This window comes from Collinsella sp. Sow4_E3 (assembly GCF_052116285.1).
Lineage (GTDB): Bacteria > Actinomycetota > Coriobacteriia > Coriobacteriales > Coriobacteriaceae > Collinsella.
On the sequence record NZ_JBQKLJ010000001.1, the window covers coordinates 49,158 to 72,742 of the forward strand.

Consider the following 23,585-nt stretch of genomic DNA (forward strand, 5'->3'; position numbering starts at 1 on the left):
CAATGAGCAAACTCGTCGAGGGCATCAAGGACCGCATGGTCGCCGCCGCACGCGAGGCTACGCCCACCGTGGTGGACGCCGCGCAGAAGGCCGCGACCGCAGCTGCCGAGAAAGTTGCCGAGGCAGTTGCCGATGCCAAGAACGCGGTAGGGGAGACGTCCGTCGCTAGCGAGCCCGCAGCCGCCGCCCACGCCCCCGAAGGCGCAATCTTCAACCCCGACAACGCCCACGGCAACCTGCACCTGGGCATCGATGTGGGCTCCACCACCGTCAAGCTCGCCGTGCTCAACGATGACAACCAGATCGTCTACGCCAAGTACCAGCGCCACCATACCGACGTCCGCGCCTGCGCCCGCGACCTGTTCGAGGGCGCTGCGGCCGTGCTGCCGACGGCCCAAATGACCTGCGCCATTACCGGCTCGGGCGGCCTGCTGCTGTCCCAGTGGCTCGACCTGGAGTTTGTCCAAGAGGTCATCGCCAGCAAGCGCGCCGTCGAGACCCTCATCCCGGCCACCGATGTCGCCATCGAGCTGGGCGGCGAGGACGCCAAGATCATCTACTTTGACAACGGCATCGAGCAGCGCATGAACGGCACCTGTGCCGGCGGTACGGGCGCGTTCATCGACCAGATGGCAACCCTGCTGCACACCGACGCCAGCGGCCTTAACGAACTCGCGGCCAACGCCACCACCATCTATCCCATCGCCAGCCGCTGCGGCGTTTTTGCCAAGACCGACGTGCAGCCGCTGCTCAACGAGGGCGCCCGCCCCGAGGACGTGGCCGCCTCCATCTTCCAGGCTGTCGTGACCCAGACCATCTCGGGCCTGGCGTGCGGCCGTCCCATCCGCGGTAACGTCGCCTTCCTGGGCGGCCCGCTGCAGTATCTCTCCGAGCTGCGCCATCGCTTCTACCTCACGCTCAACCTGGACGAGGAGCACCGCATCGTGCCCCAAAATGCTCACCTGTTTGTGGCGAGCGGTGCCGCCATGGCGCACGAGTCCAATAAGCTCAGCACGTTCCCGCAGCTCATCGAGGCCATCGATGCCCTGGGTGACACACAGGGCGCCGAGGTCGAGCGTCTGGATCCGCTCTTTGCCACCGACGAGGACTTTGCCGAGTTCAAGACCCGCCACGACACCGAAGTCGTCCCCAAGGGCAAGCTCGAAGGCTACACCGGTCGCGTGTTCATCGGTATCGACGCCGGTTCCACCACCATGAAGGCCGCGCTTGTGGGTGAGGACGGCCAGTTGCTGCATACCTGGTACGGCAACAACAACGGTGACATCCTGGGTACGGCCAAGGTCATCATGGCCGATTTCTACAACCACATCCCCGCCGGCTGCACCATCGGCCACGTGACCACCACGGGTTACGGCGAGGCGCTGCTCATCGAGGCCCTCAAGGCCGATTCCGGCGAGATCGAGACCGTCGCGCACCTGCGCGGCGCCAAGGCGTTCCTGCCCGGCGTCGAGTTTATCCTGGACATCGGCGGCCAGGACATGAAGTGCCTGCGCGTCAAGGACGGCGTCATCGAGCACATCATGCTCAACGAGGCCTGCTCGTCGGGTTGCGGTAGCTTTATCGAGAGCTTCGCCGTCTCTATGAACATGGACGTGCGCGCGTTCGCCGACGCAGCCATCCATGCCAAGGCTCCGGTGGACCTGGGCAGTCGCTGCACGGTCTTTATGAATTCGCGTGTTAAGCAGGCGCAAAAGGAAGGCGCCACGGTGGGCGACATCGCGGCCGGTCTGTCTTATTCCGTCATTAAGAATGCCCTGTTCAAGGTCATTAAGCTGCGCGATCCCAAGGAGATCGGAAGCCAGGTGATCGTCCAGGGCGGCACCTTTATGTCCGATGCCACGCTGCGCGCGTTTGAGCAGCTCACCGGCGTTCACGCCGTGCGTCCCGACATCGCCGGCTGCATGGGCGCCTATGGTGCGGCCTTGCTCGCCCGTGATCGCGCTGGCGCCGACGGCACCTCGACCATCCTTTCGGCCGAGGACATCGCGCACCTCACTGTGACGCAAAAGCACGTCCGCTGCGGCCGTTGCTCCAACAACTGCCAGCTCACCGTCAATGACTTTGGCGGCGGCAGGCGCTTCATTACCGGCAACCGCTGCGAGAAGGGCGCCGGCCACAAAAAGCAAAAGACCGAGGCCCCTAACCTCTTCAAAAAGAAAAACGAGCTGCTCTTTAATCGCGAGGTGCTGAGCCCCGACGAGGCCCCGCGCGGCACCGTGGGTATCCCGCGCGCACTCAACATGTACGAGAACTACCCCTTCTGGCACGCGTTCTTTACGCGCTTGGGCTTTAGCGTGCAGCTATCCGACCAGTCGAGCAAGAAGACCTACCAGGCGGGCATCGAGTCCATGCCGTCCGAGAGCGTGTGCTATCCGGCCAAGATGAGCCACGGCCACGTGATGAACCTTATCGACCGCGATGTCGACTTTATCTGGATGCCGTGCGTGCGCTGGGAGCGCAAGGAGGATCCGACGGCTGGCAATTGCTATAACTGCCCCATCGTCATGAGCTACCCCACGGCGCTGGCGCTCAACATCGACGAGATCCGTGAGCAGAACATCGAGTTCCTGTACCCGTTTGTGCCCTATCACGACAAGACCGAGCTCAAGCGCCGCTTGTACCAGGTGCTTGCCGTCGACCGCGTGGCCGATTCGCAAGCCGGTCGCGGCCGCGTGCGCGGTCCCAAGATCACGCGCTCCGAGGTCGATGCCGCCGTCAACGCTGCCTTTGAGGCCGATGCGCGCTTCCACGAGGACATCCAGACCATGGGCGAGGAGGCCCTTAAGTGGGTCGAGGACCATGGCGGTCACGGCATCGTGCTCGCCGGCCGCCCCTACCACAACGACCCCGAGATCAACCACGCCCTGCCCGAGCTTATCTCGAGCTTTGGCTTTGCGGTCTTTACCGAGGATTCGCTTGCGCACCTGGTGAAGCCCGAGCGTCCCATCCGCGTCGTCGACCAGTGGATGTACCACAGCCGCCTGTACGCCGTCGCCCGTTTTGTGACGATGCGCAACGACCTGGACCTGATCCAGCTCAACTCTTTCGGCTGCGGCCTGGACGCTCTGACTACCGATCAGGTGCAGGAGATTCTGGAGGCCAGCGGCAAGATCTACACCGTGCTCAAGATCGACGAGGTGTCCAACCTGGGCGCCGCGCGCATCCGCATCCGCTCGCTCATGGCCGCGCTTAAGGACCAGGAGGCCGAGCGCTTGGCCGAGGCCGCGGCCGCGGGCGAGACCTACGAGCAGGGCGATGCCGCGCCGGTGGCTCCCTCCACGGATGCCCCCGCATTCGCGAGCCGCAAGTACACGTTCGAGGCTCAGCGCGAGAGTGCATCGACCGCGTGGCCCAAGGTGCCCTTTACCGAGCAGATGCGCGAGGAGGGCTACACCATCCTGTGCCCGCAGATGGCGCCGATCCACTTTGACCTGGTCAAAGAGGTGTTCCGCGGTGCCGGCTACAACTTGGAGCTGCTGCCCTCGACCGATCACGACGCCGTCGAGGCCGGCCTGCGCTATGTGAACAATGACATTTGCTATCCGTCCATTTTGGTGACCGGCCAGATTATGGAGGCCATCGAGAGCGGTCGGTACGACCTGTCCAAGACGGCCGTGGTTATCAGCCAGACCGGCGGCGGCTGCCGTGCCACCAATTACATCGCACTCATCCGCAAGGCCCTGCGCGAGAGCGGCCACCCCGAGATTCCGGTGATCTCGCTTTCGGCGGTGGCGCTCGGTGAGGACAACCCCGGCTTTAAGATTACGCCGGCGCTGCTTAAGCAGGCAGTCTACGCGGTGCTCTTTGGCGACGTGATGATGCAGATGCTTTATCGCTGTCGTCCATACGAGGCTACGCCCGGTGCCGCCAACGCACTCTACGAGGAGTACATGGCGCGCGCCCGCAAGCTGGCGCCCAAGTTCAACCGCCACAACTACACCAAGCTGTGCCGCGAGGCCATCCGCGCGTTCGACACCATGCCGCTCGTGGGCGAGGGCACCAAGCCGCGCGTGGGCGTGGTCGGCGAGATCTTGGTCAAGTTCCACCCCACAGCCAACAACCACGTGGTCGACGTTATCGAGCGCGAGGGCTGCGAGGCCGTGGTGCCGGGCCTGCTGGACTTCTTCCTGTACTCCATGAGCAACGCCGAGCTGCAGAAGGATGAGCTCGGAAGCTCTGCAACCACGCGCGCTGGTATGCAGGCGCTCATCAAGCTCGTGGACTGGATGCGTACGCCGGTGGAGGAGCTGCTCCAAAAGTCCCGCCGCTTTGAGGCGCCCGAGCGCATCGGCACCATGGCGGACAAGGCCCGTACGGTGCTTTCGGTTTGCAACAACATGGGCGAAGGCTGGCTGCTCACGGCCGAGATGCTCGACCTGATTGACCATGGCGCGCCCAACATCATCTGCACGCAGCCCTTTGCGTGCCTGCCTAACCACGTGGTGGGCAAGGCCGTGATCAAGGAGCTGCGCCGTCAGCACCCCGAGAGCAACATTGTCGCGGTGGACTACGACCCCGGCGCGTCCGAGGTCAACCAGCTCAACCGCATTAAGCTCATGATCAGCGTGGCCAAGGAAAACATGCGCGCCGGTAAGGGCTTTAAGCTCGAGAAGGTGGCGCCGCTCGCGATGGACGAGGTCACCGGCCAGATGCGTGACCATGATGGCTGCATGAGCTGTGGCTCGGTCAGCGAGGAGGCCGTTGCATCGGTCGCCAAGCGTCTGGGACGCGGCATTAAGAAGTAGTTGGCCTGCTATGTGCTAGATATGAGACAAACGGGTGGTAGCCGTATCGGCTACCACCCGTTTTTGCTGGACGTATGCTGCGTAAACGCCCCAACTATCACCTCTTCCGAAGGCGACGTCTCAGTGGCACCAAAAATCGCCCTTGGAACCCTGAGATAATGAACATATGTAGCCGTTCGCCGCAAATTACCGTCCGTTTATGGAACCCACCTCTAGCGCGCGTCATCCTTACGGTTGAATAAATACACATCCATGGAATTACGTAAGAGAGGACTGTTCCTATGAGCTACAAGACCGTTTGTGTTGCCGGTGGCGGCGTGTTGGGAAGCCAGATTGCCTTTCAGGCTGCCTACTGCGGCTTCGATGTGACGATCTGGCTGCGCAGCGAGGGCAGCATCGGCCGCACTCAGCCCAAGATCGATCATGTGCGCGAGGAGTACATCGCGGCTATCGAGGGCATGGCGGACGGCACGGGCGAGTGGTGTGCCGGTATCGCCGATAGCGACCAGCCCTTCGACAAGGAGGCGGCGCTCGCCGCCGTCGAGCGTGCCTACTCCACACTCAAGCTAGAGCTCGATCTTGCCAAGGCAGTGGCCGACGCCGATCTGGTTATCGAGTCGATGGCCGAGGACACCCAGGCAAAGATCGACTTCTACAAGAAGCTCGCCCCGGTTCTCCCGCAAAAGACCGTTGTCGTGACGAACTCCTCCACGCTGCTGCCGAGCACCTTTGCCAAGTACACCGGTCGCCCCGAGAAGTACCTGTCGCTGCACTTTGCCAACTCCATCTGGAAGAACAACATGACCGAGGTCATGGCTCAGGACCAGACTGACAAGCGCTATTTCGATGAGCTCGTTGACTTTGCCAGCGACATCCGTATGCTTGCCCTGCCCGTCAACAAGGAAAAGAACGGCTATCTGCTCAATTCCATGCTGGTGCCGTGGCTGCTTTCGGGCCTTGATCTGTACGTCTCGGGCGTCAGCGACCCCAAGAGCATCGACCTCGCATGGACGCGCGGCACTGGCGCGCCCAAGGGCCCGTTCCGCGTGTTCGACACCGTGGGCATCCAGACGGCCTACAACATCGTCATGCAGTATCAGAAGGTGCCGGGCTTGGTGAGCCCGCTGCTCAAAAAGATGATGATGCCCTACAACTTTAAGGCCATGGCATCCGTCCTCAAGCAGATGCTCGACGAAGGCAAGCTGGGCGAAAGCTCGGGTGAGGGCTTCTTCAAGTACTAAAAAGATTCCTCGGCAACATTGAGAAACGTATCATTTGCAGTGTCAGTGCGCCGCAGCGCCGCTCGGCAACGGGACAATCCGCTTTATGCGCCAACGCGAACTTGTCGACTTTGCCGTGGACTGGATCGAGCACCATCGCGGCCGCCCCGATTGATCACTTGGGAGCGGAAGGATTGCGGATTCCCTTCGCGCCCCGCGTTTCCGTATCGCTACAAGCTTAAACTTGCATTAAGGGGCGTTTGTTAAACTGCGAGTCATAATTAGACAGGGCTGGGCAAACGCCGTGGTATATGAGGGAACAACAATGGTATTCAAAGACGGTAACGATATGGAATTGAGTGACAAGGACAGCAGACTGTTTTCGCGTCGAGCGGCTCTTGCGGGTGCGGCGGGCACGCTGGCGCTTGCCGGGACAGGGCTCATGGGCTGCTCGGTCGGCGGTGCCGCCACGGGCGCCGCATCTACTGCGAGCAACGAGCTCACTGACGAGCAAAAGAAACTCCACAAGCAGATTGTCGCGACCTACGACGTCGAGAAGCAGGCGGCCATCAAGGAGCGGCTCGATGCCGAGTACGCTGACGGCGGCTACAACGAGACCACTCCGTTTATCGCGCAGGATCCCTTTGGCACCGATACCCTGAGCTGCTACGTTCGCTTTGCGACAACGGATTCCGTAACCGTCTCCTACAAGGTCGCCGGTCGCAAAAAGACTGGTGACACGCCCAAGGTCGCCGCGTTTTCCCATACGCCCCACGGCGGCGACGCGCCGGCCACGGAACACGAGTTCAAGGTCATCGGCCTCATTCCCAACCACAAAAACACGGTAACCATCACTTGCACGGCACAAGACGGTATTAGCCGCACCTCGACGTTCACGGTCAAGACGCCGGCTCTCAAAGGCGAGGAAGAAGAGCAGCTCGCCGTCACGTCGGGGGAGTCCAATACGCCGCTTGCCGATGGTCTCTTTACTATTCTGGGCAACGACTCGTCCAAGCTCGACTTTATGTACCTCTACGACAACGACGGCCAGATTCGCGGCGAGGTGCCGATTGTCGGCTACCGCAGCCACCGCCTGCTGTTCCCGGGCGACGGCAGCATGATCATGAGCGTCTCGACTACCAAGATGGCCCAGATCAACGCCATCGGCCAGGTGGTAAACGTCTGGAGCACGGGCGACTACGAGCTACACCACGACTACGCTTTCGATGACGATGGCAACCTGCTGGTGCTGGCGAGTCACGCCGGCTCCGAAGCCGATTTGGACGTCGATCGCGCGGCTGCCAAAAAAGATAAGGACGATCGCGTTAATGTAGAGGACCTCATCATTAAGGTCGACATAACAACAGGTGACGTCTCTCTCGTCGTGGACCTGGGCGATATGTTCCCCGACCTCAAGGCAAGCGCCAAGGTTGCCTCGGACGGCGACCTGGATTGGATTCACATCAACACGATCCAGTGGCTCGGCGGCGGCACCGTTTTGCTCAGCTCGCGCGAGACCTCAACGGTCATCAAGCTCACGGATATCTACGGTACGCCTACGGTCGATTGGCTTATGGGCTCGCCAGAGTTTTGGGCCGGCTCGGGCTTTGAGGACAAGTTGCTGCAGGCTCAAGGCGATTTTTCGCTCAACGCAGGCCAGCATAGTGTGACCTATCTGCCAAACGACGAGACGACCGCGACTGGTCGCTACCAGGTGCTGCTATACGACAACAACTTTGGTGCTGCCGAGAGCTATCCCAAGTTCGACTGGGGCCAGCTGGGCGCTGCGGTCGTGACCGACTACAGCAAGGGAACGCATTCGTTTGGGCGCATTTTTACGGTGGACGAGACCGCGCGCACCTACGAGCTTGTGGACCAGATCGCAGTGCCGTTCTCAGGTTACGTAAGTAGTGCGCAGCGCGTCGGCGATTCGAATAGCATGCTCTTGGCATCGGGCATAGCCAAGACCTTTGCCGAGTACGATCGCTATGGACTGCCCATTGCCACGTACGAGATGGAAGCCGAGAAGTACATCTACCGCGTGTACAAGTACGAGCTGTAGCGCTGCGCTTGGCTGTGCCTGTGCCCCGCGGCTGCGCGCGCTCGTACCGGGCCTACCTCACGTTCCGCATCACTTCACGTCAAACTCCACGCGATCGAGTTCGGGTACGTTGAGGTCGATGAGCTTGCGGGCAACACGACGGTCGTGCGCCCCGAGCGTCTCGCTTGTCGTTACGCGAGCGACAGTCTGGCGCTCGACAACGCCCTCCTTGTCGCCCTCGGTAGCCGAGGTCTCGACGGCGACGGTGTAATCCTTAAAGCCCGGCAGCACCGCCGCAAGTTCGCGCGTGGTTTCAGTGACGCCGTAGCCGTCTTGCACGCCGGCCTGCGCCGAGCCAATAGACCCCGCCGTCATAATAATGCAGGGGATGGCAAAGATCACCGTGCCCACGATGATGCGGCGGCGCACCTTGCGCGATAGCTCGTTGACCTCGGCGTTTTCTTCAGCAGTCACAATACCGTCGCCGTTCAGGTCGCGCTTGAGCGGCACGCGCAAAAGAAGCAGCACGGCTTCGGCAGCCAGTGCGATAAAGACCACGTTGATGCCAAACTCATAAAGCGCCGAGAGAAACAGTGACCCGCTTGCAATGGCGATGCCATAGCCCGCCGCGCACAGGGGCGGCATGAGCGCGGTCGCCACGGCCACGCCGGCGATAAGCGTGGCAGGTTCCTGGTCACGCGAGTTGCCCAGCCCGCCCGCAAAGCCGCCCGCGAGCGCGACGGCAAGGTCCCACACAGTGGGCGTCGAGTTGTCGATGATGGCGGCCGTGGTGGTGCCAAGGGGCGAGAGCTTAAAATACAGCGTGGACGTGATCAGACAAAAGGCCATCTGTAGCGCGAGGCCGGCGACGGCCTCGACGGCAATCTCGCGGTCAAGCGTGGCGATGCCATATGCCATGGCAAGGACCGATCCCATGAGTGGGCAGATGAGCATGGCGCCCACGATGGCAATGTCCGAGTCGATATCGAGGCCGATGCTCGCGATGAGCATGGCGATGATGAGGATGCATAAGTGCGAGCCGGTCAGCCGCGCCCCGTTTACAAAGCGCTTGCGAATCACGTGATAGGGCGCGCGACCCTCGCGAATGTTGAATGCGCGCTTTAGGAAGCGGCCGGTGTTCTCCAGGGCCTCACTATGGGCAGGTCGAATGCCGTGGCGCCGGTGATGGCGTTTGCGTAGTCGCTTGATCTGTTGTTTGTCGAGTTCCATGTCCACCTCGTATTGCCGCAGGAACGCGGGTGCGCTCGCAGCATGTACTCTACACCGTGGCGGGCGGGGCGGTCATCTTGACGTGAAACTTAGACGAGCAGGTAAGGGGGACGTCAAATGCGGTTGCGGCCGAGTGTTTCGACAGATACAGAGCGCGGGGCCGGATGGTCTCCGGCCCCGCGCTCTGTACGGGTACATTGTTGTTGGGTTTAGCCCAGCAGACTCAGGCCGACGGAGACAAACGCCAGGATAACGCCAACGACGGACTCGCCTCCCAACAGGCCGCTGGCGACGACCAGGCCCTGCTCCTGGAAGGCAGCATCCTTGGAAGCCTTCTCTTTGCCCGAAAGACCGGCACCGGCGTCGCGGTGGGCTGCCCACTTGTCGTAGGCGAGCTTGACGCAGGAGCCCAAGAAGGCCGTGAGCGACATGTAGAACGGCAGGTACACGCCCAGACCGATCATCATGGCCGGAATGCCGAGCCAATACATGACGATGCCGGCGATAAAACCGCCTGCGAACCACGGCACGCTCGGGATGCCCGAGACCATGGTGGCGACTACGCTTGCCTGCGCGGCCACAAAGCTCTTGTCGGGACCAAAGGCGTCCGGACCATAGGCGGTGACGAGCGCGACCATGACGGCGGCAGAGACCAGTGCGCCCACGATGCCGCCGATGGCCTGGCCGATCCACTGTGCGCGCGGGTTGGTGCCCAGCACGGCGCCGGCCTTAAAGTCGTTCATGACGTCGCCCGCGAGGCCGCACGCCACGGCCACGATGCCGGCGATAAAGAACAGCTTGACCTGCGCAAGCTGCGCGAAGGCCGCTACGATGAGCATGACGATGAGGCCAAAGATCTCCATGGGGTCGATACCCGTCTGACCGCAGCTCTGCGCACTCATGATGGTGGTGACAAAGATGAACAGCGTGACGATGACGGCTGGGACGGGGCCAAGGTCGAGCGCGATAGCGATGATCACGGCGATGGCGGCGGTGCCCAGGCCGATGATGCCGGCGTCGAGCTTAAGCGAGCCCGAGATGAGCGACTGCTCGTCGGTGTCGGTGGAGCTGTCGGCGGCAAGACCGCGAACGATACCGGCGACCTGCGGCAGAATGTCTTTAAGGACGACGGCGACGCCAAAGCCCATCATAAGGCCCATACCTAAGGACTTGACGATACCCTGCGCGGTCACAATATCGAACAGGCCGGCAGCGGTGCCGCCGACGATAATGCCAAAGTTGCCCAGCAGCGCGCCGGCAAACCAGAAGGCGACGGGGGCAAAGCCCACCAAAAAGCCGATGGACAGCAACATGGGCGAGTTGTAGATGGCAAAGGTCACGCCGGGGATATTGAGCGTGCACAGCATGCTGGGCACCACGCCCAGGGCGTCGCGCAGCACGCTATAGATGCCTGCGATGGCCATGGAGCCAAAGAGCTGCTTGCCGGTCTTGCCGCCGGCCTCGGTAGCACGCAGGGTCTGGGCTGCGGCGTTGCCGGTAGGAAACTCCAGCGCGGCGTCCACGATAAAGTGACGGTGGATGAGCGCCGTTGCCAGAAGGCCCAAGATGGTGCCGGCGAGCGCTACGATAAACATGTCGAGCCAGCTGATCTGGTCGGCATAGCCCAGCATCCAGGCGCCCGGGATGGTAAACGCCAGGCCGCCGGCGACCATGGCACCCGCGGACATGATGGTGTGGGTAACGTTGGCCTCGTTGAGGCTGGCATTGCCCATGAGCTTAAGGAAGAACAGCGAGATGACGGCAGCGAAAATGATCGGCCAGGGGAGGGCGCCCATCTTGAGGGCCGTGTAGGCCGAGCTTGCCGTGATAATCACGCAGCCAAGGACGCCGATGACGACGCCGCGCAGCGTGAGTTGACCGCGCATAGAGGTGCGGTTCGAGGGATTGCCCATATAGAACTCCTTTGCGTATATCCGCTTCCCCCGCAAGCGCCGCTACGGATACGGCGCGGGAAGTCGGGTTACCAAGGGCCGTCGCGTGAGCTCGCGCACGACCGCGCATCAGTATAGCGGCAAGGTAGTCATTTTGGGACGGGGCTATTTTAGCTACCCTTTGACAGTCGACGAATTATCTGGGATTGGGGCAAATATCAACCGACATATTGGGGTAGCTAAAATAGCCCCGTCCCAAAATGACTACCTGGGATGGCTGGTTCGGGTAGGCGATATACTGCTGGGCAGACGAAAGGAGCGCCGACGATGCTTAATGGGTGCGCATATATATTGACGGTCGACGTGGGCAACACGTTCATTCGCTTTGGTCTGTTTGCCGAGGATTCGGCCGCGGCGCAGGAATGCCCGCTTGCGACGTGCGAGATCACGACGCCGCCGAGCATTACGGCCGATGAGGCGCGCATGAGGCTCGCGCGGGTCATGGGCGCACTGGCAGCCGATGCGGGCATGCCTGGTGTGCTCGTTCCCGCGGCAGCAGTGCTGAGCTGTGTGGTGCCGGCGCTCGAGCGCCCGTGGAAGGCGGCACTTTCCCGTACCTGCACGGGGCGCGTGCTCACCGTGGGGCCAGGACTTAAGACCGGCATGCCCGTGCACTACGACGACCCGGCCGAGATCGGTCCCGATCGCATCGCCGACGCCGTGGCGGCCCGTGCCGTCTACGGCTCTCCGTGCATCGTGATCGACCTGGGCACTACGACCAATATCGAGGTCATCGATGCGCGCGGAACCTTTGTCGGCGGTGTTATCGCGCCGGGGCTGGCGCTCGGCGCTCGCTCGCTCTCGGCCGCTGCGGCGCGCCTGCCGCAAGTCGAGCCCTCGGCACCCACGCATGTGATCGGTCGCAACACGCGCGAGGCCATGCGCTCGGGCGTGGTCTTGGGCGAGGTGGCCCGTATCGACGGCATGCTCGACATGGTGCTTGCCGAGATGCGCTCGACCAAGGCGGCAGGCGAGGGCAGCGTGCCCATTGTCATCACCGGCGACGATGCCGAGGCGCTCGCGGCGTTGGTCGGCCACAGCCTGACGGTAGACGACGCGCTGACGCTGCGGGGTCTCGCCGAGCTGTACCGCATCAACCAAAAGCCTCGCCGCGCATAAAGCCAAGGACGTCGGCGCCGGGAGGAAACAGCCCCGCCTTTCACCTGCTACAATGGGCCAAACTATTTCGATTTCGGAGGTGTCTGCCATGTCGGACGATCTTCATCAAACCGCGTCGGGCAAGCGCCGCGACGTTATTAGCTGGGACGAGTTCTTTATGAGCGTGGCCATCGCCGCGCAGCGCCGCAGCAAGGATCCCAATACGCAGGTGGGCGCGTGCATCGCCAGCACCAACCACCGCATTCTTTCGGTGGGCTACAACGGTACGCCCTCGGCGCTCAACGACGACTTTTTCCCGTGGGGCACGAGCGATGACCCGCTGCAGGACAAGCATAACTACGTAGTTCATGCCGAGGCCAATGCCGTGCTCAACTACCGCGGCTCGCTCAAGGACCTTGAGGGTTCCACGGTCTACGTCACGCTGTTCCCGTGCCACGACTGTGCCAAAATCCTGGCGCAGGTAGGTGTGGGCGAGGTTGTCTATCTGGACAATAAGTACGCCGACACCGACGACGGCCGCATCAGTCGCCGCATTCTCGACTCCTGTGGCATTAGCTTCCGCCAGGTTATCGTCGATGTCCACATTGGTACCGGGGAACAAACGCAGCAGTAGCGGCAGCGTGTACGAGCGCCGGGCGTTGACAAAAGCGGCTAATTAAGTCCCGTCCCAAAGTGACTGTCAAATTAACTGCTCGTGAAAGTCGTGTCCGCGCGCATGGACGGCTCGCGAGCGGGTACATGGCTGTAGTAACATAGCTCTGTCCGCGGGCGCGCCCGCGTTATTGTGAGAAAGGAGCCCCTGTGGCTGTTAACGAAGAGCTGCTTAAGAAGGTTCTTGAAGAGATTCGCCCCAACCTGCAGGCCGACGGCGGCGACATGGAGTATATGGGCGTTGATGACGAGGGCGTCGTCAAGCTGGAGCTCCAGGGTGCCTGCGCCGGTTGCCCCATGAGCGCTCTGACGCTTTCCATGGGCGTCGAGCGTATCCTCAAGGAGCACGTGCCCGGCGTTACGCGTGTCGAGCAGGTCAATGCCTCCGGCGAGGTCGAGGATCTGTACGACGAGTATGCGCCGTTCTGAGAAGCGAAAGCTGCGGGCGATGTGCTCCGCATAGACGTCATGCCCAAATGTGCGGCTGCGAGCGAAAGGCCCGCGGCCGCATTTGTATGTAGGGAGCAGGGGGACCGATATGCTCAACGACCTCTACCATATGCTTGATCCTGTCGCCATTTCGGCGGGGCCCATCACCATCTACTGGTACGGCTTGGCCTATGTGGTCGGAGCTCTGCTCACGGCGGTCGTCATGTACCGAACGCAGCGTCGTTGGGGTTTTGACATTACGGTCGACGACCTGATGAGTGTCGTGGTTGGTGTGGTCTTTGGCCTCATCATTGGCGCCCGTCTGTTCTACGTCATCTTTTACGGTGACGGCTACTACTGGGCGCATCCGCTCGAGATCTTTGCCACCAACGAAGGCGGCATGAGTTTCCATGGCGGCCTGGTGGGCGGCATCATCGGCGGCGTGCTCGTGTGCCGTATGTACAAACTCGACGCCTGGACCATCGCCGACCTTGCCGTTATCGGTGCTCCGCTGGCCCTGTGCCTGGGGCGCTGCGCCAACTTTGTCAACGGCGAGCTGTGGGGCAAGCCGACCGATCTGCCCTGGGGCGTGATCTTTGGCGGCACCGCGGGCGATATGCCGCGCCATCCATCCCAGCTCTACGAGGCATTCCTCGAGGGCATTGTGCTCTTCTGCATTCTGCAGGTGCTCAGCCGCAAAAAACCGCTGCTGCCCCAGGGTACGTTTATGGGTGTGTTCGTGATGGGGTACGGCATCGTCCGCTTTCTCGTTGAGTTCGTGCGCGTGCCCGATGCCCAGCTGGGCTATCTGCTGGGCGGCGTCATCACCATGGGTCAGCTGCTGAGTTTGCCGCTCGTGATTGCGGGCCTGGCGCTCATCATTTTTGCCCTCCGCCGCAACCGTCCCCAGCGCATCTATCTCGACGCCTAACCACCACATACACCACAAAGGGGAGAGGCACCTTTGTGGTGGTTTTGCCAGGCAACGATGACAGAACCGTAACGTTTCCCCAGATAAAACCTGCCAAAATAAACCTGTCCCTTTTTGGCAGGTTTCTAGAAAGGCTTTTCGGACTGTGAAGGATTCCGATCTCTCCACAACGGCTGCGCGCGACGCCGCCCGCATCGTTTGGTTTAAGCGCTATCCCGCCAAGCAGACGCTCGTCGCATTTTTGCTCGCCCTGCTGGCGACCACGGCGTTTTCCATCGATCCCGCCCCGGTGTCGAGCAACGCGGTCTTGGCGATCGATCCAAAGGCCTCGGGCATGCTTTACGTGTGCTACGAGGTACTCCTCTCATTTGCCGGCCATACCGACGCTGTGATGCTGCTCGCGCTAGCCTGCCTGCTCACGCTGCCGTTTCGCTATGTGTTCTTTGGCCGCGGTGACGCTTGGCGCCCCTCGGTCGTGCTGCCATCGCTATTCTTTGCCGTCTGCATGGTGTTCGGCCGCAGTTACGACCTCACCGATTCGGCCGAGATTGTGCTGGGCGACAAGGCGCGCGTTATCTGCGCCTGGATTGGCGGCGCGGGCTGGATGCTTCTGGCGATTGTGTCCTTCTATCTGGCTTTTGAGTTTTTGGATTGGTTGAGTTCTCGCCGCATTCCGTTTTCGGAGGCGCATTTTGGCCGCGTGTGGCGTGTTACCCACGCCGTGCTCTCGGTCCATCCTTTTGTTGGGCCGTTTCTTGTGCTCATGATTGTCTGGGCGCCCACGCTTATCGCCTCGCTGCCCGGCCTCTTTATGGGAGATACGGGCGCGCAGATTCGCCAATGGTTCAACTACCCCAACGGCACGAGCGACTACCTGCGCCTTCTTAACCCCAACGTGCTGCTCAACGGCCATCATCCGGTGGTGCACACGGCCATCATCGGCTCGTGTGTGCAACTGGGGCTTTCGCTATTCAATAGCGCCAATGCGGGTCTTACCATCTACACCTACGCCCAATTTGTCATCACGGCCGCCTGCGTGGCCTATTCCATATCGTCGCTGCGTAAGCTGGGCGTGAGCCTGCCGGTCCGCGGCGTCATCTTGCTGTTCTTTGCGTTTATGCCGATGTTCTCCAACTACGCGGCGCTGCTGACCAAAGACGTACTGTTTGCCGATGCGTTTCTGGTACTGCTCGTTCAGACCGTCAAGCTCGTGGCATGTGGCCTGCCCCGTCGCGATGTCAATGCCGAGCGCGCGGGCGAGCGCACGCCTGTGCTCTTTGCGCGCCACGACTGGCTGTTGCTCGTGCTGGGCGCCATGGGTTCCACGTTTTTGCGCAATGGCGGCCTGGTCTTTCCGTTGGCGGCCTGCGTGATTGCGGCGGCGTTTTGCGCCTGGGACGCGCATGTGGCCCGTCGCGTGGTCAAACAGTCTGGCGTCGCACCCTCATGCGCCACACCGCGCTTCCGCTGGGCCGGCGTTCTCGCGGTGCTCGTGCTCTGCCTTGCCTCCAACATGTACTTTACCAAGGTCTTTATGCCCGCGCACGATATCACGCCGGGCTCCAAGCGCGAGATCCTCTCGATTCCGTTTCAACAGACGGCGCGCTTCGTCCAAAAGCACGACGGCCTTAATTCGGGCGTTAACCCCAAGGTCAAAGACGACGGCACGATTGAGGAAGCTCCCTGCGACGGTCTGGTGACCGATAAGGAACGCGCTGCGATCGATCGGGTGCTCAAGTACGAGAATCTGGGCCGCCGCTACAACCCCGACAAGTCGGATGCCGTAAAAAACTGTTTTAACGAGTACGCCTCGCAGGAGGACATCAAGGCCTATTTTGAGGTGTGGGCCCAGATGTTCAAAAAGGATCCCGAGTGCTATATCTCGGCGCTCATCAATAACTACTACGGCTACTTTTATCCGAGTGCCCGCGATGCGTGGGTCTACAGCACGGCGCGCAGTGCCGAGATCATGGCGAAGCCCGATAACCTCAAGTACTTCGACTTCCATCCGGTCGATAGCAAGGTTGTGCGCTGGTGCGACCACCTGATCAACCTGTACCGCGTGGCAGTACAACGCATCCCGTTTATCTCGCTCACCATGAGCTCGGCCACCTATGTGTGGATCATGATCGCTGTGGTGGTCTATCTGCTACGTCGTCATTCGTGGCGCGGGCTGGCCATTTGGGTGCCGCTGCTGGGCGTGCTCGCCGTGTGCCTGATCGGTCCCTGCAACGGCTCGACCTACATGCGCTACCTGTATCCAGTCATCGCCTGCATGCCCTTCGCCATCGGCGCCACCATCACCCGCAGCGACCTTCTCTGGTTCTAACTTGGTGCAAAGGGGACAGGTTACTTTGCACCAAGGGGCTGCATCATCACGACGCCTTCATTTTGGGGTTTATCTCGCAGGCCAGTAGGTATATCATAACGACGTTTGTTTATATTGCCCGAGCATCTGCGCTGGGCTTTAGGTCGAAACCGATAGGAGACACGTATGTCCGGACACTCTAAGTGGGCCACAACCAAGCATCGTAAGGGCGCGCAGGACGCCAAGCGTTCCGCCCTCTTCTCCAAGCTGAGCCGCAACATCACCGTTGCTGCCCGTCTCGGCGGCGACCCGCTGCCCGAGAACAACGCCAGCCTCGCCGCTGCCGTTGCTAAGGCCAAGGCTCAGTCCATGCCCAAGGACAAGATCAAGTCCGCTATCGACAAGGCCTTCGGTTCGGGTGCCGATGCCGCCGTCTACGAGAACATCGTGTACGAGGGCTATGGTCCCGCCGGCGTTGCCGTCTACGTCGACTGCCTGACCGATAACCGCAACCGTACCGCCGCCGATGTCCGTTCCGCCTTCTCCCACGCTGGCGGCAACCTGGGCACCTCTGGCTCCGTCGCCTTCCAGTTTGAGCGCAAGGGCCAGATCGTCGTCGCCAAGGAGATCCTGGACGAGAACGCCAAGAAGGAGACCATGATCGCCAACGGTGCTGCCGGTGACGAGGAAGAGTTCATGATGGCTATCGCCGAGGCCGGTGGCGACGACTACGAGGACGCCGGCGAGGAGTGGATCGTTTGGACCGCCGCCAACGACGTCATGGCTGTTTCCAAGGCGCTCGAGGAGCAGGGCATCCAGGTCAAGGGCTCCGAGACCACCATGGTTCCGACCACCCCGACCGAGGTCTCCGGAGCCGATGCCAAGAAGGTCCAGCGCCTCATCGACCGTCTCGAGGAGCTCGACGACGTTCAGGATGTTTACAGCACCATGGACATGACCGACGAGGTTATCGCTGCCCTCGAGGAGGAGTAGCGCCTGCACGGGTTAAGCCGTGCATATCTGGGCATAATGAAGCGAGCATACAAGCCTCGTGGAATAGATGAGCCGGATCCGCGTGCGTATGGCACCGGACCCGGCTCTTTTATAATGATGCGAATCGTTTTGCATTCTGTGGACCGAAACCTGAAGGGAGCGCGCGTGCGCGTACTCAAACGAGCCCTAGCAACCGTGTACCTTGCCGCCGCCATCGTGGCGCTGGGCACGCTTGTCTGCCAGTTCTGGGGACCGTATACGTATCGCTTTATGCTGCTGTTGCGTGACACCATGCCTCGCGTCGTCGTCACGGTGTGCGCCGCCATCGTGGCACTTGGCGTGCTCATCGGGTTTTTCCGCCTGATGTTCGCGCGTCGCGAGCCGTCCTGCGTGCATCCGGCGGGGGAGCGCAACATCGAGGTCACCCTCGCAGCGCTTTCCTCGTGCGCCCGTGCCGCGGCAGAGCGCGACGACCGTGTGATGGTCGAGCATGTCGAGGCGCGCGTGCAGGGTTCCGACGAATCGCTCGTCCGTTTTAAGGTCGACGCCATCGCGCTCGATGACCGGGACGTGGCCTCCCTTGCAACCGCGATGCAGCAACGTATCGAGGAGGCCTGCGACACCATGCTCGGCACGCCGGGCACGACCGCGCGCGTCCGTTTTTTGCCGTCCAAGACTACCGTCCAGACCGTGGAGGTTTCCGGTGAGTGATACCAATCAAGACAAGACCGTCCGCACCCCGCGCCTGACGATCGACCAGAACGCTACGCCGGCGAGCGAGTCCGCCGACACCACCCCCGAGGCTGGCGAGCAGCACGACAGCGCCGCCAACGACTTTGACGAGGCCATGGGTCTCATTAAGGGTACGGGGGCGGCCATCTGGAGCTATGCCGTCCGTCATCCCAACACCACGCTCGGGGCCGTCGCTGGTTTTGTGCTCGCCGTGCTGGTGCTCACGCTCGGCCTATGGGACACACTCGTCATCGCATTCTTTGTGCTGATCGGCGCCGTGATTGGCCAGATCCGTGACGGCGAGAACGGGATCGTCAACTTCTTCGGCCGTCTGTTTAGCGGCCGCTAGTATGTATTCGACCGCCGCGTGCGCGGTGGGCATAAGGAGGAACCATGGCTTTTAACACGAAGGTCGATGTGGCCGATACCGAGCTCGAGGCAGACGAGACCGTCGCCGCCGAGGCTGAGGACGTAACGCTCGAGGACGGGGCGCTCGTCGAGGCCGAGCCCGCCGACGATGCGGACGAGGATGACGAGGAAGCGGACGAGTCCGAGGATTCGCTGACCTATTCCAACGGTGTGATCGAGAAGATCGTCGCCATGGCCACCCGCGAGGTGCCGCACGTCCTGGGCATGAAGGGCAACCTTATGCACTTTGTGCAGGAGCAGTTTGGTGCCGAGAACCTGACCAAGGGCGTGACGGTCGAGGTCACCGATGACAACCGCGTGGTCGTCAACATTTCCGTCATTATCGAGTACGGCGCCTACGCACCCGCGATTTTCGACGACGTTAAGGCGCGCGTGACCGAGCGTCTGGCCGCGATGACCGGCCTTGAGGTGGCAGGCGTCAACCTGCGCATCGAGGATGTCATCACCCCCGAGGAGTACGAGCATCGCACCAGCCAGCACGAGTAACCTACCAAATAGGGACAGGTTTGTTTCGATAGGTTTTACCTGCGAAAACGCTAAACGGTCGACCGCGCAAGCAAAAGTGCGGTCGACCGTTTTCTATATGCCCTCGATGTAGTCATTCCGCTCGTCTAACTTAGGGTTGCAATCTTCGCGTTCCGCGTTACCCTAATGGGCGCATTGTTTCCAAATTGTTAACGAGGGGTTGCCGTAATGGCCGACGAGCACGAAACAGAAAGCAAGGCATGGGCGATTGAGGCCGCCGCGGCAGAGGCGGCATCGCGTGCCGCCGAGGAGGTGCATCGTCCTCCCGTGGTGCCGATGGAGCGCGTGGTCGATCGCGCCGATATCGAGCGCGGCGAGCGTGCCGGCCGCAAGCGCAGCCAGGAGCCGGGCTTCCCGCGCTTTTTCGCCGAGCTCAATCTGGGCCTGATCCTCACGGCGTTCGCCATCGTGGCCTTTAAAACCCCCAATCACTTTGCCTTCGGCGGAACCTCGGGCGTGTCGGTCATTCTTTCCACGCTGTTCCCGACTCTGCCCGTCGGCGTCTTTATGTGGATCATCAATGCGGTTCTCGTCGTCTTGGGCTTTATCTTTTTGGAGCGCAAGGCAATCCTTTGGAGCGTTTTTGCCTCGTTTGCGCTTTCGGCCTACGTCTCGCTGTTTGAGCTCTTCATTCCGACGGATGTTTCGATGACGGGCGATATGTGGCTCGACCTGTGTTTTGCCGTGATTTTGCCGGCGCTGGGCAGTGCCATTGTCTTTGACATTGGCGCCTCGACGGGCGGCACCGATATCCTTGCCATGATCCTCAAGCGTCGCACGACGCTCGAGATCGGACGCGCCTTGCTACTGGTCGATATCGGCATCGTGACCATCGCGGCCTTTTTGTACGGTCCGCGCGTTGGCCTGTACTGCGTGCTCGGCCTGTTTGCCAAGACGCTTGTGGTCGACAAGGCCATCGAGAGCATTCACTTGCGCAAGGTCTGTACGATTATTTGCTCCGAACCGCGCAAAGTCGAGGAGTTTATCGTCAAGCATCTCAACCGCACGGCAACGATCAGCCGCGGCTACGGTGCCTTCTCGGGCAATTGCGTCACAGTGATTATGAGCGTGTTGAGCCGTCGCGAAGCAGTGCAACTGCGCCGCTATACCCGCGATATCGATCCAGATGCGTTTATCACGATCGTTGACAGCTCCGAGATCGTGGGCAAGGGCTTCCGCGGCACGAACTAGCGCGGATATACCCTTCGAACCATTGAATAAAGCCGCCTACGTTTCAAATCGGTCATCTTGGGGTATTTGTCCCCACATTGCGCGATAATGTTGCCAAAGACGTCGTTTGCGATCCAGGTGATTCACTCTAGATACGAAGGGATGATTTCGATGTTCTGTTCGCAGTGTGGCGCCCCCATGGGCGATAACGACAAGTTCTGCGGCGTGTGCGGTGCCCCTAATACCGAGGTCAAGGCCGCTGGCCCCGCTCCCCAGGGACAGTCTCAGCCCCAGCAGTTTGTTCCGCAACCGCCCGTGGCGAATGCGCCAAAGGGCTGTGTGGCTCAGGCGTTCCAAGACATGACCAAGACTCCGGGCGTGCTGCAGCGCGTGTGCCAGATTGCTTTTTTGCCGGCGCTTATCTGTGTCGTGTCGGTGCTCGTGCTGTTCATTCCCGTTATCGGCGGTATTGCAGCTGCCATCGGCTTTTTGGCCGCCTGCGTGGCGAGTGTGTGCGGTTCGGGCTTTGGCATCGAGTGGGGTCGCGACCTGTCGCTTAAGATCGATGACGGCATGGATCGTCCGTTGATGCGTTCCACATCGTTTGGCCTCGGGGTCTTTTCGAGCGTTATTTCGGTCGTGCTCGAGATTATCGCTGCCATTCCCGTTATTGGTGTAGTGCTTTCGCTGGTGGAGAGCGTGGTAATTGGCGCGGCGGGCTCGTATTCGTATTACGGCTCTTCTGCGCTCGAGACTGCGCTGTTTGGCTCGCTTGGCCTGCTTGTCCTGGCTATGATTGCCACGGCGGTCTTGGGAGTCTTCTTTAAGATGTTCGCCGATATTGCCGTGATGCACTTTGCGGTGACCGGTCGCGTCGAGAGCGCGTTTTCGCTCGACAAGGTCTGGGCGGCCTTTAAGAACAATAAGACCAAGCTGTTTTGCGCTTCATTCCTTCCCGAGTTTTTGACGGGCCTGGTCGCCAACGTTGTCACATGGATCTTGACGGCCGTCTTTGGCGCCATTGCCTCTGTCGGTATGTATAGCTACCACTATCGTCCTACGGGTATTGAGGCAATTGTTACCGGCGGTGGCATCGCACTCGTACTGTTCCTGGTGCTGATCGCTTTCGTCACCGTATTTCTAACGGTCTTTGGCAAGATGCTCAAGCACCGTGCCGTTGGCTATTGGGTCGCACGTTATGCAAGCGAGTGGGCCGACGAGGATAAGGACGACGTCCTGACGTTTGTATTGCCCTTCGAGAAGAAGTCCGCTCCTTCGGGTTGCAGCGCTCCGGATGTCGCGCCTGAGCCCGAGCCTGAGTCTGCCCCGGAGTCCGAGCCCACGACGGAGTCCGAGCCCACGACGGAGCCCGCGCCAAGCTCCGACGAGGACCCGCAAGACGAGTAGCCCTGTCGCCTGCCATTTGGGGATGGGGTAGAAATGGTAGAAATAGTGCTTGACGAATGAGCGGGGGCGGACGTGTCGAAACGTCCGCCCCCGCTTTGACATCGCGATGTGGCTACGGCTGCGAGATGGTCGCGATTCGACTACTCGTTGTGCTTCTCCTCGTGACGAGCGGCGGCACGAGCTTCGTGGATGCCCTTGATCGCGGCATGGCGGGCGGTGCGGGCGTCGTGCATGGCGTCGCGGGCCTCGGCGGCCGTTGCCTTGGCAGAGCGTAGCTTGGCTGCCAGATCGGGATTGGTTTCGGCGACTGCGGCGATAGCGGGGCCGTCGAGCTCCTCTTGCGTGGGCTCGGCCAAAAAGTCGATAGCATACTGAGCGGCTACCATGGAGCCCTTGGCGAGCACGCTCTCGTCGATCTTATAGAAGCAGGAGTGCTGGGCGTACGTGGCGCCGATCTGGGGATTGCGCGTGCCCACAAAGGCAAGCACACCCGGTACACGGCGCAGGTACTCCGAGAAATCCTCGCCCGAAAGCGTGCCGCGATAATGGCCTTCGCCGGCTGCACCCAGACACTTGACCACGGCCTGACGACAACGCTCACTCGAGGCGACGTCGTTTTCGACCTTGTAGTTGGCGATGGTGTAGTCGGTAAGTTCAGCCTCGGCGCCCAGGGCCGCCGCAGTGTGCTCTACGATGCGGCGCATGAGCTCGGGCATTTCCTCGTGCGTCGAATCGCCATAGGTGCGCACCGTGCCGGCGAGGTAGGCGGTACCGGCGATAACGTTGCGCGCGGTGCCGCCGTGCAGCTCACCGACGGTAATGACGGCCGGCTCGTAGGGGCTGATCTCGCGCGAAACGATGGTCTGCAGGGCGTTGACGATCTCTGCCGCCACCATGACGGCGTCGTGGCCGCGCTGGGGCATGGCGCCGTGGCACGAGGTGCCGCGGACATCGATGCGGAACCAGTCGGTATTGGCCATGCGCGGACCGGGCTCGCAGCTTACGGTGCCGGCGTCGACCTCACTCCAGATATGTGCGGCGTAGGCGCCGTCGACGCCGTCGAGCACGCCCGTGCCGATCATGAGTTTGGCGCCTTGGCCGTTTTCCTCACTGGGTTGGAAGACGATGCGGACCTCGCCGTGGATGTCGTCGGTCATATGGCGCAGGATCTGCAGCGTGCCGAGCATCATGGCAATGTGGCAGTCGTGGCCGCAGGCGTGCATGCAGCCCTCGTTGACGCTGGCGAACTCCTCGCCGGTCTGCTCGGTGACGGGTAGGGCGTCGATATCCGCGCGCAGCAGGATGCGGCGGCGCGGCGTGCCGTCCTCGCGGTAGGCGTCGGGTGCGGTGCCGCGAAGGGTCGCCACCAGGCCCGTCTTAAGCGGGCGCTCGTAGGGGATATTCATGGCGTCGAGCTGGTTGGCGATGTCAGAAGTCGTGCGCTCTTCGGCGAGGCTCAGCTCCGGGTGCTTATGGAAGTGCCGGCGCTGCTTGATGATGTAGGGCTCAAACTCGGCGGCGATATCTTGGATGGCTGCGGTGACGTCATCAGCCGCGCGGGCCTCGGTCGCTGCCATAATCTGCTGTGCCTTGGTCTTCGTCATGGTCGATTTGCTCCTTGCTGGTTTATCGCAAAATCGTACAGGCTCTTTCCAGTATGCCACCTGCCACTTGGGGACGGG

At 61.4% G+C, this 23,585-nt stretch carries 17 protein-coding genes; 14 read left to right on the forward strand and 3 right to left on the reverse strand.

The window, feature by feature from the left end:
* Positions 1–2 precede the first annotated feature (2 nt).
* From ACTQ48_RS00195 to ACTQ48_RS00205, 3 genes are all read left to right on the forward strand, one after another.
* Positions 3–4,766 carry an acyl-CoA dehydratase activase-related protein gene (locus ACTQ48_RS00195; protein WP_441569845.1) on the forward strand — a complete coding sequence of 1,588 codons (4,764 nt, stop codon included), beginning with the start codon at positions 3–5 and terminating at the stop codon, positions 4,764–4,766.
* Between the two features lie 281 nt (positions 4,767–5,047).
* Positions 5,048–6,007 (forward strand): 3-hydroxyacyl-CoA dehydrogenase, encoded by a 960-nt coding sequence (locus ACTQ48_RS00200; RefSeq protein WP_154514839.1) that lies wholly within the window; start codon positions 5,048–5,050, stop codon positions 6,005–6,007.
* 304 nt (positions 6,008–6,311) lie between these two features.
* Complete coding sequence (locus tag ACTQ48_RS00205; protein WP_441569846.1) at positions 6,312–8,048, forward strand: aryl-sulfate sulfotransferase; 1,737 nt, start codon at positions 6,312–6,314, stop codon at positions 8,046–8,048.
* Between the two features lie 69 nt (positions 8,049–8,117).
* On the opposite strand, the gene ACTQ48_RS00210 is transcribed toward ACTQ48_RS00205, so the two are convergent.
* Positions 8,118–9,257, reverse strand: a complete 1,140-nt coding sequence (locus ACTQ48_RS00210; protein ID WP_441015161.1) for a DUF389 domain-containing protein — start codon at positions 9,255–9,257, stop codon at positions 8,118–8,120.
* Positions 9,258–9,466: 209 nt separating this feature from the next.
* Positions 9,467–11,170 (reverse strand): OPT/YSL family transporter, encoded by a 1,704-nt coding sequence (locus tag ACTQ48_RS00215; RefSeq protein ID WP_441569847.1) that lies wholly within the window; start codon positions 11,168–11,170, stop codon positions 9,467–9,469.
* A 306-nt stretch (positions 11,171–11,476) separates the two neighbouring features.
* Between ACTQ48_RS00215 and ACTQ48_RS00220 the strand changes: the two genes are divergently transcribed.
* The 11 genes from ACTQ48_RS00220 (at position 11,477) to ACTQ48_RS00270 (ending at position 21,903) form a co-directional block, all read left to right on the forward strand.
* Positions 11,477–12,328, forward strand: a complete 852-nt coding sequence (locus tag ACTQ48_RS00220; RefSeq protein WP_154514831.1) for a type III pantothenate kinase — start codon at positions 11,477–11,479, stop codon at positions 12,326–12,328.
* Positions 12,329–12,416: 88 nt separating this feature from the next.
* Positions 12,417–12,941, forward strand: coding sequence for a deoxycytidylate deaminase (locus tag ACTQ48_RS00225; protein ID WP_154514829.1), 525 nt, complete (start codon positions 12,417–12,419; stop codon positions 12,939–12,941).
* A 188-nt stretch (positions 12,942–13,129) separates the two neighbouring features.
* Positions 13,130–13,408, forward strand: a complete 279-nt coding sequence (locus ACTQ48_RS00230; RefSeq protein ID WP_427718265.1) for a NifU family protein — start codon at positions 13,130–13,132, stop codon at positions 13,406–13,408.
* Positions 13,409–13,517: 109 nt separating this feature from the next.
* Positions 13,518–14,339, forward strand: coding sequence for a prolipoprotein diacylglyceryl transferase (gene lgt, locus ACTQ48_RS00235; RefSeq protein WP_154514827.1), 822 nt, complete (start codon positions 13,518–13,520; stop codon positions 14,337–14,339).
* 145 nt (positions 14,340–14,484) lie between these two features.
* Positions 14,485–16,668: a DUF6020 family protein gene (locus ACTQ48_RS00240; RefSeq protein WP_441569848.1), complete on the forward strand. Its 2,184-nt coding sequence runs from the start codon at positions 14,485–14,487 to the stop codon at positions 16,666–16,668.
* Between the two features lie 165 nt (positions 16,669–16,833).
* Positions 16,834–17,640, forward strand: coding sequence for a YebC/PmpR family DNA-binding transcriptional regulator (locus ACTQ48_RS00245; RefSeq protein ID WP_154514825.1), 807 nt, complete (start codon positions 16,834–16,836; stop codon positions 17,638–17,640).
* A 165-nt stretch (positions 17,641–17,805) separates the two neighbouring features.
* Entirely contained in the window at positions 17,806–18,351 is a 546-nt protein-coding gene (locus ACTQ48_RS00250; RefSeq protein ID WP_441015154.1) for a hypothetical protein, read from the forward strand.
* Positions 18,344–18,721: a DUF2273 domain-containing protein gene (locus tag ACTQ48_RS00255; protein ID WP_427795557.1), complete on the forward strand. Its 378-nt coding sequence runs from the start codon at positions 18,344–18,346 to the stop codon at positions 18,719–18,721. The genes ACTQ48_RS00250 and ACTQ48_RS00255 overlap by 8 nt, the downstream gene beginning before the upstream one ends.
* A 44-nt stretch (positions 18,722–18,765) precedes the next feature.
* The gene (locus tag ACTQ48_RS00260) at positions 18,766–19,287 is read left to right on the forward strand and encodes an Asp23/Gls24 family envelope stress response protein (RefSeq protein WP_154514821.1); all 522 of its coding nucleotides are present in this window, start codon (positions 18,766–18,768) and stop codon (positions 19,285–19,287) included.
* Between the two features lie 207 nt (positions 19,288–19,494).
* The gene (locus ACTQ48_RS00265) at positions 19,495–20,517 is read left to right on the forward strand and encodes a YitT family protein (RefSeq protein WP_427747673.1); all 1,023 of its coding nucleotides are present in this window, start codon (positions 19,495–19,497) and stop codon (positions 20,515–20,517) included.
* A 150-nt stretch (positions 20,518–20,667) separates the two neighbouring features.
* Positions 20,668–21,903 (forward strand): zinc-ribbon domain-containing protein, encoded by a 1,236-nt coding sequence (locus ACTQ48_RS00270; protein ID WP_441569849.1) that lies wholly within the window; start codon positions 20,668–20,670, stop codon positions 21,901–21,903.
* Between the two features lie 140 nt (positions 21,904–22,043).
* Here the strand turns inward: ACTQ48_RS00270 and ACTQ48_RS00275 are convergent, their stop codons facing one another.
* A complete protein-coding gene (locus ACTQ48_RS00275; RefSeq protein ID WP_441040755.1) occupies positions 22,044–23,507 on the reverse strand; it encodes a M20 family metallopeptidase in 1,464 nt (487 codons plus the stop codon).
* Positions 23,508–23,585 lie beyond the last annotated feature (78 nt).

What these genes read in the sequence shown, in the direction of transcription:
- ACTQ48_RS00195 (WP_441569845.1), top strand. Translation starts at nt 3, where the DNA reads ATGAGCAAACTCGTCGAGGGCATCAAGGACCGCATGGTCGCCGCCGCA.
- lgt (WP_154514827.1), top strand. Translation starts at nt 13,518, where the DNA reads ATGCTCAACGACCTCTACCATATGCTTGATCCTGTCGCCATTTCGGCG.
- ACTQ48_RS00210 (WP_441015161.1), bottom strand. Translation starts at nt 9,257, where the DNA reads ATGGAACTCGACAAACAACAGATCAAGCGACTACGCAAACGCCATCAC.
- ACTQ48_RS00225 (WP_154514829.1), top strand. Translation starts at nt 12,417, where the DNA reads ATGTCGGACGATCTTCATCAAACCGCGTCGGGCAAGCGCCGCGACGTT.
- ACTQ48_RS00265 (WP_427747673.1), top strand. Translation starts at nt 19,495, where the DNA reads ATGGCCGACGAGCACGAAACAGAAAGCAAGGCATGGGCGATTGAGGCC.
- ACTQ48_RS00270 (WP_441569849.1), top strand. Translation starts at nt 20,668, where the DNA reads ATGTTCTGTTCGCAGTGTGGCGCCCCCATGGGCGATAACGACAAGTTC.
- ACTQ48_RS00275 (WP_441040755.1), bottom strand. Translation starts at nt 23,507, where the DNA reads ATGACGAAGACCAAGGCACAGCAGATTATGGCAGCGACCGAGGCCCGC.
- ACTQ48_RS00245 (WP_154514825.1), top strand. Translation starts at nt 16,834, where the DNA reads ATGTCCGGACACTCTAAGTGGGCCACAACCAAGCATCGTAAGGGCGCG.
- ACTQ48_RS00200 (WP_154514839.1), top strand. Translation starts at nt 5,048, where the DNA reads ATGAGCTACAAGACCGTTTGTGTTGCCGGTGGCGGCGTGTTGGGAAGC.
- ACTQ48_RS00220 (WP_154514831.1), top strand. Translation starts at nt 11,477, where the DNA reads ATGCTTAATGGGTGCGCATATATATTGACGGTCGACGTGGGCAACACG.
- ACTQ48_RS00260 (WP_154514821.1), top strand. Translation starts at nt 18,766, where the DNA reads ATGGCTTTTAACACGAAGGTCGATGTGGCCGATACCGAGCTCGAGGCA.
- ACTQ48_RS00205 (WP_441569846.1), top strand. Translation starts at nt 6,312, where the DNA reads ATGGTATTCAAAGACGGTAACGATATGGAATTGAGTGACAAGGACAGC.
- ACTQ48_RS00215 (WP_441569847.1), bottom strand. Translation starts at nt 11,170, where the DNA reads ATGGGCAATCCCTCGAACCGCACCTCTATGCGCGGTCAACTCACGCTG.